This window comes from Arthrobacter sp. MDT2-16 (assembly GCF_054510925.1).
On sequence record NZ_JBTNDP010000002.1, the window covers coordinates 365,500 to 378,707 of the forward strand.

Annotated in this window: 9 protein-coding genes; 2 read left to right on the forward strand and 7 right to left on the reverse strand. The window is 71.6% G+C overall.

Going from position 1 to position 13,208, the window contains the following annotated elements:
- Nucleotides 1-118 precede the first annotated feature (118 nt).
- From ACX80N_RS06325 to ffh, 3 genes are all read right to left on the reverse strand, one after another.
- Nucleotides 119-1,018 carry a VOC family protein gene (locus ACX80N_RS06325; protein WP_459338709.1) on the reverse strand — a complete coding sequence of 300 codons (900 nt, stop codon included), beginning with the start codon at nt 1,016-1,018 and terminating at the stop codon, nt 119-121.
- Nucleotides 1,019-1,174: 156 nt separating this feature from the next.
- Nucleotides 1,175-1,882, reverse strand: a complete 708-nt coding sequence (locus ACX80N_RS06330) for an alpha/beta fold hydrolase (protein WP_105031010.1) — start codon at nt 1,880-1,882, stop codon at nt 1,175-1,177.
- 40 nt (nt 1,883-1,922) lie between these two features.
- Nucleotides 1,923-3,503 (reverse strand): signal recognition particle protein, encoded by a 1,581-nt coding sequence (ffh, locus tag ACX80N_RS06335; protein WP_105030850.1) that lies wholly within the window; start codon nt 3,501-3,503, stop codon nt 1,923-1,925.
- A gap of 209 nt (nt 3,504-3,712) precedes the next feature.
- On the opposite strand from ffh, the gene ACX80N_RS06340 reads away from it, so the two are divergent.
- Nucleotides 3,713-5,125, forward strand: coding sequence for a glucose-6-phosphate dehydrogenase (locus ACX80N_RS06340; RefSeq protein ID WP_459338762.1), 1,413 nt, complete (start codon nt 3,713-3,715; stop codon nt 5,123-5,125).
- Between the two features lie 58 nt (nt 5,126-5,183).
- Here the strand turns inward: ACX80N_RS06340 and ACX80N_RS06345 are convergent, their stop codons facing one another.
- The 3 genes from ACX80N_RS06345 to ftsY all read right to left on the reverse strand — a co-directional run bounded on the left by ACX80N_RS06345 (nt 5,184) and on the right by ftsY (nt 8,246).
- On the reverse strand, nt 5,184-5,522 hold the full coding sequence (locus ACX80N_RS06345) for a P-II family nitrogen regulator (RefSeq protein ID WP_043445797.1): 339 nt from the start codon (nt 5,520-5,522) through the stop codon (nt 5,184-5,186).
- Entirely contained in the window at nt 5,519-6,850 is a 1,332-nt protein-coding gene (locus tag ACX80N_RS06350) for an ammonium transporter (protein WP_459338710.1), read from the reverse strand. The genes ACX80N_RS06345 and ACX80N_RS06350 overlap by 4 nt, the downstream gene beginning before the upstream one ends.
- A gap of 202 nt (nt 6,851-7,052) precedes the next feature.
- On the reverse strand, nt 7,053-8,246 hold the full coding sequence (ftsY, locus tag ACX80N_RS06355; protein ID WP_105030853.1) for a signal recognition particle-docking protein FtsY: 1,194 nt from the start codon (nt 8,244-8,246) through the stop codon (nt 7,053-7,055).
- A gap of 62 nt (nt 8,247-8,308) precedes the next feature.
- On the opposite strand from ftsY, the gene ACX80N_RS06360 reads away from it, so the two are divergent.
- Nucleotides 8,309-9,595: an MFS transporter gene (locus ACX80N_RS06360; protein ID WP_459338711.1), complete on the forward strand. Its 1,287-nt coding sequence runs from the start codon at nt 8,309-8,311 to the stop codon at nt 9,593-9,595.
- Here ACX80N_RS06360 and smc read toward each other — a convergent pair.
- Nucleotides 9,592-13,206 (reverse strand): chromosome segregation protein SMC, encoded by a 3,615-nt coding sequence (smc, locus tag ACX80N_RS06365; protein ID WP_459338712.1) that lies wholly within the window; start codon nt 13,204-13,206, stop codon nt 9,592-9,594. The two genes, ACX80N_RS06360 and smc, sit on opposite strands and share 4 nt — an antisense overlap.
- Nucleotides 13,207-13,208 lie beyond the last annotated feature (2 nt).

Genomic DNA, 13,208 nt, shown 5'->3' on the forward strand with positions numbered 1-13,208 from the left:
TCCAGATGGGTTCAAAGGACACAATGCACGCGCAGAGAGAGGGGCTGCACGGATCGAGTACGTGTCCATTGTGCCAGACGGCGGGAAATTAGGCGATTCCGGCCCGTCCTGCGCGGCCTCACGCGGCGCTGCCGGACGGGTCCTCGACCGCAACCCTCAGGCGGTTCCGCCACGGGTCCTCGAAGCGCAGCTCCGCCCCGGTGTGGTGGCTTCCGATCCCTGCATGGGTGAGGCGATCGGCGAGGGCCGACACCTCGTCCGCAGCCGGTACGCGGATGAGGACCTCACCGAGGCCGAGGGTGTCCTTGCGCGGGCCGGCGCCCCTGCTGTTCCAGACATTCATGGCCATGTGGTGGTGGTACCCGCCGGCGGAGACGAAGAGGGCCTGGTCGTGCCAGCCGGCGGTGCGCTCGAAGCCGAGCACGTCCACGTAGAAGCGGCGGGCGGTGTCCACGTCTCCCACCTGGAGGTGCACGTGGCCCACGGTGGCGCTCCCCGACTCCGGGGATGATGCCGCGGCCTCCGTCAGGTACTTCCCGATGTACTCCTGCGGCGGCAGGGGCAGGCTGTCCATGGTCACCTCCCGGTTGCCGCGCCCGTCCTCCGTCCACGCCCAGGTCTCGCGGGGCCGGTCCACGTACAACTCGATGCCGTTGCCCTCGGGGTCGCTGAAGTAGAAGGCCTCGCTGACGAGGTGGTCCGCGCTTCCCACGTAGGCACTGAGGGGATGGCGGGCGGCGGAGGCCACGGCGGCGGCCAGGTCCGCGCGATCGGCGAAGAGGAGCGCGGTGTGGAACAGGCCGGCCTCCCCGCGGCTGGGGAGGCGCAGGTGACGCGCCTCCTCGAGGCGGAGCACCGCACTCCCCCGCCGGCCGAGGACGACGGCGTCCGCGCCGTCGGCGAGCACCTCGAGGCCGAGCGCGGTCGCGTAGTAGGTGGACATGGACGCCAGGTCTCCGACCTTCAGTGTCAGCGGCCCCATGGCGGTGTCGGCGGGAAGCAGATCGTGGGCGGACATGGAGCTCCTCGGGGTGTGGACGTGCATGTCCTGCACAACTTGTTGCAGCTTCAACTTATTCCCGGAGCGTGCGGCGTCCGCTCCGAGCCGTCGATTCGGGATCGGCGGGTCTCGCGCGGTGAGAATCAGCCGGCACTGCGTGAACCACCCTCGCGGTCAGATCCGGGCGCCGAACCGGGTGTCGCCCAGGAACGCGCGGATCAGCGCGGCACCGTCCGGGCTGTCGTGCGGCCGGTGCCCGCCCGGGGCCACGCGGTGCACGGCTCCGGTGGCCGCCAGGTAGTCGGCCACCTCCTCGTACAGCGGCTCCCACCCTCCCGTGAGGACGAGGGTCGGCACGCCGGGCACGATCGACAGCGGCGCCTCCCAGGGAGGACTCTGCAGCCGGAGGCGGGTGGCGGCGCGCCGTTCGTCCTCCGTGGCCGGAGCGGGGGCGTCGGCGGCGAAGGCCCGTCGGACGAACAGCCGCAGGAACTCCTCGTCCGCCATCGTGGAGCGCTCCGCGAACAGCGGTGCCATAAGCGCGATGTGCGCCCTCGTGGCGGGCAGGTCCGCGGTGAGGGACAGGCACGCGGGCTCGACGAGGGTGAGCGAGCGGACGAGGTCCGGCCGTTCGACGGCGAGCATCATCGCGGACACCGCGCCCTGCGAGTGCGCGACGACGTGCCCGCCGCCCGCCAGGGCGCCGGCGATGATTTCCTGGTCGCGCACATGGTCGGTGGGCAGCGGATCGGCATCGGTGGCGAAGCCGTGCCGCCGTACGTAGAGGCAGTCGAAGTCGAGCGACAGCCCGTGCTGCCTCGGCCAGGCGGCGGCACCGAAGGAACCGCTGCCGTGCACGAAGACGACACGCTCGAGGGTCAGCACGGCCTCGGCGCCGGACGGGGGTCGGCCACCGCCCGCGCTACTTCCCGAGGAACTTCTCGAAGCCCTTGGGAAGGTTCATCGCCGACGGGTCGAAGTCCTGCTGACCGCCGAAGGCCGCTCCGGTGGGTGCGGCGGTGCGGGCAGCGGCCCGCCGGGCCTCCGCCTCCTGCAGCTCCTGCGCGGCCTTCGCCGGGTTGCCCGAGCGGGGCTTCTTCTTGCCCTTCGCCGCGGCCGCCTTCTTGCGCGGACCACCGAACCCGCCGGGTCCGGCCATCCCGGGCATGCCCGGGATGCCGCCGCCCGAGGCCATCTTCCGCATCATCTTCTGGGCCTGGCCGAAGCGTTCCAGCAGACCGTTCACCTCGGACACGTGCACGCCCGAACCGCGGGCGATCCTCGCGCGGCGTGATCCGTTGATGATCTTCGGCGCGAGCCGCTCGTGCGGGGTCATCGAGCGGACGATCGCCTCGACCCGGTCGATCTCCCGCTCGTCGAAGTTCTCCAGCTGCTCCCGCATGTTCGCCGCGCCGGGCATCATCATGAGCATCTTCTTCATGGAGCCCATGTTGCGGATCTGCTGCATCTGCGCGAGGAAGTCGTCGAGTGTGAAGTCCTCCTGGTCGGCGAACTTCTTCGCCATCCGGGCGGCCTCGTCCTTGTCCCAGGACTGCTCCGCCTGCTCGATCAGGGTCAGGATGTCGCCCATGTCGAGGATGCGGGAGGCCATCCGGTCCGGGTGGAACAGCTCGAAGTCGCCGAGCCCCTCGCCCGTGGAGGCGAACATGACCGGCTTGCCGGTGACCGAGGCGACCGAGAGGGCCGCACCGCCGCGGGCGTCGCCGTCGAGCTTGGTCAGGACCACGCCCGTGAAGTCGACGCCCTCGTTGAAGGCGAGTGCGGTGTTGACGGCGTCCTGGCCGATCATCGCGTCGATGACGAACAGGACCTCGTCGGGGCTGATCGCGGCGCGGATGTCCGCGGCCTGCTGCATCAGCTCGGCGTCCACGCCGAGGCGGCCGGCGGTGTCGACGATCACGACGTCGTGCAGGCGCGCCCGCGCCTCGGCGACGCCCTGGCGGGCGACGGCCACCGGGTCGCCGGTGGCGGCCTCGAACTCGGAGCTGACGCCGGGGTGCGGCGCGTAGACCGGGACACCGGCGCGTTCGCCGTTGACCTGGAGCTGCCGCACGGCGTTCGGGCGCTGGAGGTCGCAGGCGACGAGCAGGGGGCTGTGGCCCTGTCCCTTGAGCCACTTCGACAGCTTGCCCGCGAGGGTGGTCTTGCCGGCGCCCTGCAGGCCGGCGAGCATGATGACGGTCGGCGGGGTCTTCGCGAGCCGGATACGGCGGGTCTCCCCGCCGAGGATGCCCACGAGTTCCTCGTTGACGATCTTGACGACCTGCTGGCCGGGGTTCAGCGCCTGGGAGACCTCGAGGCCGAGGGCGCGTTCCTTGACGGCGGCCGTGAAGGCGCGCACCACGGGCACGGCGACGTCGGCGTCGAGCAGGGCGCGCCGGATCTCGCGGACCGTCGCGTCGATGTCCGCCTCGGTGAGGCGGCCCTTGCCGCGGAGGTTCTTGAAGGTTGCAGTCAGCCGGTCGGAGAGTGAATTGAACACGTGCTGTGCACTACTTTCGATGGGAAGTATGGAGACTCAACTCCCTAGGGTACCAACTGGGGGTACCCGGAGGTCGACCCCCGGTGGCCCCGCACGGTGCTCCGGCGGCCGGGCGGCGCGACCGTCGGCGCATCACCGCGGAGCGGGACACCCGCGGGGATAAGTGGCAAGGTGAACACGTGGATACTTCCTCGCTCGCAGAACACGACATGATTCCCGCCGACGCCGAGACGCGCGTGAAGACGCTGCTGATCCTGGGGGCCTCCGGCGACCTCACGGGCCGCCTGCTGCTCCCCGGACTCGCCCGGCTGATCCGCCTCGGCCGCGCCGACGGACTCCACCTCGTGGGCGCGGGGTCCGATCACTGGACCGACGAGCAGTGGCGCGAACGCCTGGACGGCGCGTTCGCCGACGCGCTGGACAAGGCAGACGACCGCGGGCGCGCCGCGCTGCAGCAGGTACGCAATGCCGGTTCCTACCGCTTCATCGACGTCACGCAGGACGGCCTCGGCGACCTGGTGGCGACGCTCGAGGGTCCGGTGGCCATCTACTTCGCGCTGCCGCCGGCCATCAGCCAGATGGCCTGCAGCGCCCTGGGCCCGGATTCCCTGCCCAAGAGCACCCGCCTCGTCATGGAGAAGCCCTTCGGGACGGACCAGGCCAGTGCGCACACCCTCAACGAGAAGCTCTCCGGCCTCGTCCCCGAGCAGAACATCCACCGGGTGGACCACTTCCTCGGCAAGGCGACGGTGTTCAACATCCTCGGCCTGCGCTTCGCGAACCGCATCCTCGAGCCGGTATGGAACAACCTCCACATCGAGAAGGTGGAGGTGATCTTCGACGAGGACCTCGCGCTCGAGAACCGCGCGCGCTACTACGACGGCGCCGGCGCCCTGCGTGACATGATCCAGAGCCACCTGCTCCACGTGATGGCGCTCCTGGCGCTGAACGCGCCGTCGACCCTCCACGAGCGGGACCTGCGCGACCACATCGGCTCCATCCTGAGAGCCAGCTCGGTGGATCTCGACAGTTCGGGCAGCAGCCGCCGAGCCCGCTACACCGCGGGCGCGATCGGCGACCGGGAGATCCCCGACTACACCGCGGAACCCGGCGTCGACGCCACGAGGGGTACCGAGACCCTCGCCGAGGTCACCGTGTCCATCAACAACGAGCGCTGGTCCGGCGTCCCGTTCGTCCTCCGCTCGGGCAAGGCGCTCGGCGCCAAGCGCAAGGAGGCGGTCATCACGTTCCGCCCCGTCAGCCACCTGCCCGTCGGCTTCACGGGCCAGGACGCGCCGACGAAGCTGCGCATCGGGTTCGGGCCCGACACCCTGCAGCTCGAACTCGACGTCAACGGGCCCGGCGACATCTTCTCGCTGGACCGTGCCACGCTCAGCGCCGATCTCAACGAGACGGACCTGCTCCCCTACGGCGAGGTGCTCGACGGCGTCCTCGCGGGTGATCCGACGCTCTCCGTCCGTGGCGACACGGCAGAGGACTGCTGGCGCATCGTGGAGCCGGTCCTGGCGGCATGGTCGCAGGACCGCGTCCCCCTCGAGGAGTACCGGGCGGGATCGGACGGTCCGGAGTCCTGGCCGTCGTCGCACGGCAGGAAGGCCTGACAGCGCACACGCCCGGCCGGGAGGACCCGGCCGGGCGTGTGCGGAGCAGTACGGGCCGCTACAGGGCGGCTTCGCCCCGCTCGCCCGTGCGGACGCGGACGGCCTCCTCGACGGGGATGACCCATACCTTGCCGTCACCGGCACGGCCGGTGTTCGCGGTGGAGACCAGGACGTCGACGATGTCCGTGACCCATGCGTCCGCGACGAGCACCTCGACGCGGGCCTTCTGCAGCAGGTCCACGGTGTACTCCGCGCCCCGGTAGACCTCGGTGTGGCCGCGCTGGCGCCCGTAGCCGCTGGCCTGGCTGACGGTGAGCCCCTGGACGCCGTAATTCTCGAGGGCCCCCCGGACGCCGTCGAGCTTGTCGGGACGGACGATGGCTGTGACGAGTTTCATGAATGGACGCCCTCCGTGACGTTCTGCTGGGTGGTCTGTGGCTTGGCTGACTTCTGCTGCCCGAACATCTGCTCGGCAAAGGGGTGGAAGGATCCGCCCACACCCAGTCCGCCGAATTCGTACGCGGTCTCGGCGTGCTCCGACAGGTCGACGCCGGACACCTCGTTGTCCGGGCTGATGCGGAAGCCGACGGTCTTGTGGATGGCCAGGCCGATGATGGCGGTCATGACCGCCGACAGGGCGATGGCGATGGCTGCCGCCACGATCTGGGCGACGAGCTGGCCCGGGCCGGCGCCGTAGAACAGTCCGCCGCCCTCACCCTCGACGGGCATCATGATGAAACCGATGGACAGCGTGCCGATGATGCCGGCGACCAGGTGCACGGCGACGACGTCGAGCGAGTCGTCGAAGCCCAGGCGGTACTTAATGCCGACGGCGAGCGCGCAGAGCGCTCCGGAGACGAGGCCGAGTCCGACGGCGCCCACGGGGCTGACGTTGGCGCAGGCCGGGGTGATGGCCACGAGGCCCGCCACGATGCCCGAAGCGGCTCCGAGGGACGTGGGCCGGCCGTCGCGGATGCGTTCGGTGACGAGCCAGCCGACCATCGCGGCCGCAGGGGCGGCCATGGTGTTGACCCAGATGAGGCCGGCCTCCTCGGCCGAGCCCGCAGCACCGCCGTTGAAACCGAACCAGCCGAACCACAGGAGTGCGGCGCCGAGCATCACGAACGGGATGTTGTGGGGACGCTGCGCGGGGTCCTTGCCGAAGCCCTGGCGCTTGCCGAGGATCAGGGCGAGGACGAGCGCGGCGACGCCGGCGCTGATGTGCACCACGGTGCCGCCGGCGAAGTCGACGGCCTCGCCGACCGCGGCACCGACAGCACCGTCAGCGCTCAGGAGGCCGCCGCCCCACACCATGAAGGCCAGCGGGCAGTACACGGCGGTCACCCAGATGGGGACGAAGAGCGTCCAGGCGCCGAACTTGGCGCGGTCGGCGATCGCCCCGCTGATGAGGGCCACGGTGATGATGGCGAAGGTGGCGCCGTAGCCGGCCGAGATGAGGTCCTCGGTGCCGATCAGGCTCTGGAGGCCGGAGGAGGCGAACGGGTTCCCGAAGAGCTGCGCGACGCCGTCGCCGCTGGTCATCGAGTAGCCCCAGAGGACCCAGACGATGCCCACGAGTCCGACGGCGACGAAGCTCATCATCATCATGTTCAGGGCGGCCTTGGCGCGGGTCATGCCGCCGTAGAAGAAGGCGAGGCCGGGGGTCATGAGAAGTACGAGGGCCGCTGAGATCATCACCCAGACGTGGCCGGCTGTCAGGTCCATCACACACAGTCCTTCCAAAGGGGCGGGGAAATCCCGCCCCTCCAGAATGGGACGCCTGTGTTTCCGGTTTCTGGGTGGGACGTTGCGCGCAGGTTACATCGATCGGACTGCGGTAAAAGACGCGTGACACCCGTGTTTCCGGGAGGTTTCCCCGCGGCCTGTCCCTTGCCTGACGGGGCGAGCGGGAGTAAGGGGACCGGCCCTAGTCGAGCAGGGCGTCGACGAAGCCCTCGGCGTCGAACGGGGCGAGGTCGTCCGGGCCCTCCCCCAGCCCGATCAGCTTCACGGGGACGCCGAGGCTTCGCTGGATGGCCACGACGATGCCACCCTTGGCGGTGCCGTCCAGCTTGGTCAGCACGATGCCGCTGATGTTCACGACCTCGGCGAACACACGGGCCTGCGTCAGGCCGTTCTGGCCGGTGGTGGCATCCAGGACCAGGAGGACCTCGTCCACCGTGCCCTGCTTCTCGACGACGCGCTTGACCTTGCCGAGTTCGTCCATGAGGCCCACCTTGTTCTGCAGGCGGCCCGCGGTGTCGATCAGGACGACGTCGACCTCCTGCTCGATGCCTGCCTTGACGGCCTCGAAGGCGACCGACGCGGGGTCCGCGCCGTCGACGTCGGATTTCACGGTGGGGACGCCGACGCGCGCCCCCCAGGTGGCCAGCTGCTCGGCGGCGGCCGCACGGAAGGTGTCCGCCGCTCCGAGGATGACGTCCTTGTCGTCGGCGACCAGCACGCGGGCCAGCTTGCCCACGGTGGTGGTCTTGCCGACCCCGTTCACGCCGACCACCATGACGATGGCCGGCCTGTCGGCGTGGCGCTGCGTGGCGAGCGAGCGGTCCATCGAGGGATCCACGAGCCTGACCAGCTCCTCCCGGAGCATGTCCTTGACCTCGGCGGGGTTGCGGCTGCCGGCCACCTTGACGCGTTCGCGGAGCGCGTCGACGAGTTCCATCGTGGGTTCGGTTCCGAGGTCGGCCAGAAGGAGGGTCTCCTCCACCTCGTCCCAGACGTCCTCGTCGATCCTGTCGCGGGACAGCAGGGCCAGGAGCCCCTTGCCGAGGGCGTTGTTCGAGCGGACCAGGCGGGCGCGCAGCCGGGCGAGCCTGCCCTGCACCGCGTCGACGGTGTCCAGCCCGGGGACCGTGGGGGCCTCGTCGAGTCCGCTGAGGTCGTCCGGGATGAGCTCGGCGGTGGGAACCCCGTCCGGGCGTTCGAGGACGTCCGTCGAGGTGGCCCCGTGGGCGGCATCGACCACCTGGTCGTCGGCATCGCGGGGCGAGGTGTAGAGCCCCGGGGGTGTGCGCCTGCCGCGCACGAGGAGCATGGCGACCGAGCCGATCACGGCGATCGCGAGGATGACGAAGATGACGGGCAGCAGGAGTTCGTTCACTGATCCACCTTCTCATACGGGCCGATTGAGCATCCGGTCGGCCGGGTGACAGAATGCGGGGAATGGCCGGACTTCCTCGCGTGCGCTCCACCCCACCCCGAAGCCTCTTCCGGCGGAAGCACGCGGGAAGGAGCCCGGCATCGGAGCGTGAGCGCATCCCCCGCGAGATCAGGGTGCTCATCGCCGCTGCGTTCGTCATCGCGATCGGGTTCGGGCTCGTGGCCCCGATCCTCCCGCAGTTCGCGCAGAGCTTCGACGTGGGGGTGACGGCGGCCTCGGTGATCGTCAGCGCGTTCGCGCTCACGCGGCTGCTGTTCGCCCCGGCCGGGGGGTGGCTCGTGGAGAAGCTCGGCGAGCGTCCCGTCTACATCGTCGGCCTGCTCATCGTCGCGCTGTCCACCGCCGCCTGCGCGTTCGCCGGGGACTACTGGCAGCTGCTGGTGTTCCGCGGCCTCGGCGGCATCGGGTCCACGATGTTCACCGTCTCGGCCATGGGTCTGATCGTCCGCCTCGCGCCGCCGTCGATCCGCGGTCGTGTGTCCGGCGCCTACGCCACGGCCTTCCTGCTCGGCAGCATCGGCGGCCCCATCATCGGCGGGCTGCTCGCCGGGCTCGGGCTGCGCATACCGTTCCTCGTCTACGCGGCCGCGCTCCTCGTGGCCTCCGCGGTGGTCTTCTTCCAGCTCAAGGGGACCTCCCTCGCCGACCGGCAGGCGGGGCTGGGCGCCGCTCCCCTGACGGTCGGCCAGGCGGTGCGGGACTCCGCCTACCGGGCGGCGCTCGTGTCCAGCTTCGCCAACGGCTGGTCCTCCTTCGGCATCCGCATGGCCCTTGTCCCCCTGTTCGCCACCGCGGTGCTGAGCGCCGGACCGCAGATCGCGGGCATCTCGCTCGCGTTCTTCGCGGCGGGCACGGCCCTCGCCCTCATGGTCTCCGGCCGGCTGGCCGATACCGTCGGCAGGAAGCCGCTGGTGATCACCGGGCTGCTGGTCAACGGCGCCGCCATGGCCGCGCTCGGGTTCTCGGGCGACGTCTCCGTGTTCCTCGCGATCTGCGTCGTCGGAGGCATCGGCACGGGTCTGCTCAATCCGGCGCAGCAGGCCGCTGTCGCGGACGTCATCGGCAACGGCCGCAGTGGCGGCAAGGTGCTGGCGGCCTTCCAGATGAGCTCCGACCTCGGGGCGATCTTCGGTCCGATCGTGGCCGGGGTCATCATCGACCGGCTTTTCGTCGGTTCCTACGACCTCGCCTTCGTGGTCACGGGAGCCCTCGCGGTCATCTCCGCGGCGGTCTGGATCGGCTCGCGGGAGACCCTGCCCCGGCAGGCGCCGGCGGCTCCGCCCGCCTAGCCGAGGACCGGCTCCGCCTCCGGTGCGAGGCGCTGGCTGATCACGGTGGACACACCGTCGCCCTGCATGGTCACGCCGTACAGGGCGTCGGCGACCTCCATCGTGCGCTTCTGGTGCGTGATGATGATCAGTTGGCTCGATGCCCGGAGCTCCTGGAAGATCGTGATGAGCCGGCCCAGGTTCGTGTCGTCCAGGGCGGCCTCCACCTCGTCCATGACATAGAACGGCGAGGGCCGGGCCTTGAAGATCGCGACCAGCAGCGCCACGGCCGTCAGCGAGCGCTCGCCGCCGGAGAGCAGTGACAGGCGCTTGATCTTCTTGCCCGCGGGACGTGCCTCCACCTCGATCCCGGTGCCCAGCATGTCCGACGGGTCGGTGAGAACGAGCCGGCCCTCGCCGCCGGGGAACAGCGTGGCGAAGACCCGCTCGAACTGCTCGGCGGTGTCGCGGTAGGCGGCCGTGAACACCTGCTCCACGCGCTCGTCGACCTCCCGAATGATGTCCAGGAGATCCTTCCGCGTGGCCTTGAGGTCGGCCAGCTGCGTGCTGAGGAACTGGTGCCGTTCCTCCAGGGCGGCGAACTCCTCGAGCGCGAGCGGGTTCACCTTGCCGAGCGCCGCGAGGTCACGCTCGGCGCGCCTCAGCCGCTTCTCCTGCTGCGCGCGCACGAACGGGACGCCCTGAGGCACCGGGGTGCCGTCCTCGTCGACGGGCGCACGCAGTGCGGCCCACTTGTCCTCCGACGCCGACTCCTCGGGCACGGGGAGGTGGGGGCCGAACTCGTCGACGAGGTGGTCGGGGGTCAGGCCGAGCTCCTCGATGGCCCGGTTCTCCAGCGCCTCGATCCTGAGCGCCTGCTGCGCGCGGGCGAGCTCGTCGCGGTGCACCGAGTCGGTCAGCCGCGCGAGGTCCGCAGCGAGGTCGGCGGTAGCCCTCCGCACCTCCTGCAGTTCCCCCTCCTGCTGCTCGCGCCGTCGTTCGGCGGCGTCACGGTGGTCCGCGGCGGCGGCCACCGACTGCGCTGCCAGGCGCTCCGCGGTACGCGCCGCTCGGGCGACGGCGGTGGCCTTCCGTGCCTGCAGCGCGCGGACCCGCGCCTTCTCGGCCGCCTGCTCGCGGGCCACGCGCTCGGACCGGGCCGCCCGCTCGAGCGACGCAGCCCGGTTCTCCAGCGCCGCGAGCTGCTCCTCCCGGCTGCGCAGCGCCAGCCGCGCCTCGAGTTCGACCTGCCGCGCGCCGGCGGCGGCGCGCTGCAGGGCGTCGCGCTGCTCGGCGGACGGCTCGGGCTCGACGGGCTGGTCCTGCAGGTCCTTCAGGCGCAGGGCCGCCTCCTGCAGCCTGGACTCCTCCCGGGCGAGGTTCGCCTCGGCGGCCCGCACCAGGGCGGCCAGGCGCTCGGCCTCGCCGGACGCCGAGCGGAGGCCGGCGTTCAGCTGGCCCAGCTTCTCGGCGACGGCGGCCATGCGCGCATCGGACTCGTGGAGGCGCTCCAGCGCCGCGTCCACGCGCTGCTGGGCCTCCTGCCGGCGCGCCGCCGTCGCGGACAGGCGGAAGCGCACGCGTTCGGTCGCGGCGACGGCCGCGGCGAGCTTCCCCTCGGTCTCCTCGACGGCGGCGCGCAGCTCGAGGGAGCCCGCGGCCCCCGGGGTCCCGCCGCGCGCCGTGTGCCGTGACAGGACGTCGCCCTCGCGCGTGACGACGACCTCGGCCGTGCCGTTTCGAAGGAGGCCCGCGGCCTGTGCGAGATCGGCTGCCACGACGACGCCGTCCAGGAGGTGGTCCAGGGCGGGCCGGAGCGCGATCGGCACGCTCACCACGGCGAGCGCGGGGACCACCCCTCCCTCGAGGGGCACCTGTGGCGGGGCGTCGGGTCGCGCGGGATGCTCGTCCCCCTGCCCGCCGGGCGCGACGACGAGGGACACCTGCCCGGCGTCGTCGTGCTTCAGCAGCTCCAGCGCCTGCACGGCGGCGGTGACACTGTCGACGGTCACGGCGTCGGCGCACTGCGCGAGCGCGGCGGAGACGGCCTTCTCGAAGCCGGGCGTCACCCGGAGGAGCTGCGCGAGCGGCGAGGACACGCCGCCCAGTCCTGCCGCCAGCAGGGCGCCCGAGCCGTCGCGGTGCTGCAGGCCCTCACGCTGCGCCTCGAGCCGGGCGGCGAGCGCGCCGCGTGCGCGTTCGGCCGCACGCTCCTCCTCCGCGAGCACGGCGCGTTCCTCGGCGACGGCCGCCAGGACGGCGGAGGCTTCCTCGTGCTCGGCGTCGAGCCCTTCCTCCCCCTCCTCGTCCCCGGCGACCCGGCCCTCGAGCGCCGCGAAGTCGCGCTCGGCGATACGGCGGCGTTCCTCCGCCGCGGTGACGGACGCGCGGAGCCTGCCCAGTTCGGCGACGGCGGACTCGACACGCGACCGGGCCGCCCCCACCGTCCCCGCGAGGCGGGCGTCCCCCTCGCGCCGGTCCGCGGCGGCCCTGAGGAGGCGTGCGAGGCGGGCGTCCTCCGCCGCCGACGCCTCCTCGGCGGCACGGCGAGCCGCCAGGCTCGCCTCGAGGGCCCGACCGAGCGAGGCGACCTCCTCCCGCAGTCCGGTGACCTCGGCGCGCACGCGCGCTGCCTGCCGGTCCAGATGATCGGGGTCGCGGCCGCTGTCGGGTTCGGGGCCGCCCTGTCCGAGGAGGTGTCCTCGGTCCTCGGCGCGGGCGGCGAGGGCTGCGAGCTTCTCGCGCACGCTGGACAGCGCGTACCAGGACTCGCGGGCGCGGTTCAGCGCCGGGACGGACACCGCGGCCGCCTGCTCGAGGTCCGTCTGACGGGCCTGCGCGGCGGCGAGCGCCGTCCCGACCTCGTCGCGGCGGGCCTGGAGGGCGGCCTCCGCCGCGACGTCGCGCTCGAACCCTGTGCGCAGGGTGACCAGCTCATCGGCGAGCAGGCGGGACCGCGTGTCGCGGACGGTGGACTGCACCTGCTGGGCACGGCGGGCCACCTCGGCCTGCTTGCCGAGGGGCGTGAGCTGGCGGCGCAGCTCGGCGGTGAGGTCGGACAGGCGTGCGAGGTTGGCCTGCATGGCGTCGAGTTTCCGGACGGTCTTCTCGCGCCGGCGCCGGTGCTTGAGGATCCCGGCGGCCTCCTCGATGAAGCCGCGCCGTTCCTCGGGTGTGGCGTGCAGCACCTTGTCGAGCTGCCCCTGCCCGACGATCACATGCATCTCGCGTCCCAGCCCGGAGTCGGAGAGCAGTTCCTGGATGTCCAGGAGCCTGCAGTTCCTGCCGTTGATCGCGTACTCCGAGCCGCCGGCCCGGAAGAGCGTGCGGGAGATGGTGACCTCGGTGTATTCGATCGGGAGCGCGCCGTCGGCGTTGTCGATGGTCAGGGACACCTGGGCCCGGCCCAGAGGGGCACGGCCCGAGGTGCCGGCGAAGATGACGTCCTCCATCTTGCCGCCGCGCAGCGTCTTGGCGCCCTGCTCGCCCATCACCCAGGCCAGGGCGTCCACCACGTTGGACTTGCCGGAGCCGTTGGGTCCGACGACGGCTGTGACGCCGGGCTCGAAGTCGAAGGTGGTCGCCGAGGCGAAAGACTTGAACCCTCGCACGGTTAGACTCTTCAGATGCACGG

Coding starts and splice junctions, on each gene's coding strand:
- ACX80N_RS06350 (WP_459338710.1), bottom strand. CDS start 6,850: ATGGACCTGACAGCCGGCCACGTCTGGGTGATGATCTCAGCGGCCCTC.
- ACX80N_RS06345 (WP_043445797.1), bottom strand. CDS start 5,522: ATGAAACTCGTCACAGCCATCGTCCGTCCCGACAAGCTCGACGGCGTC.
- ACX80N_RS06360 (WP_459338711.1), top strand. CDS start 8,309: ATGGCCGGACTTCCTCGCGTGCGCTCCACCCCACCCCGAAGCCTCTTC.
- ACX80N_RS06340 (WP_459338762.1), top strand. CDS start 3,713: ATGATTCCCGCCGACGCCGAGACGCGCGTGAAGACGCTGCTGATCCTG.
- ACX80N_RS06325 (WP_459338709.1), bottom strand. CDS start 1,018: ATGTCCGCCCACGATCTGCTTCCCGCCGACACCGCCATGGGGCCGCTG.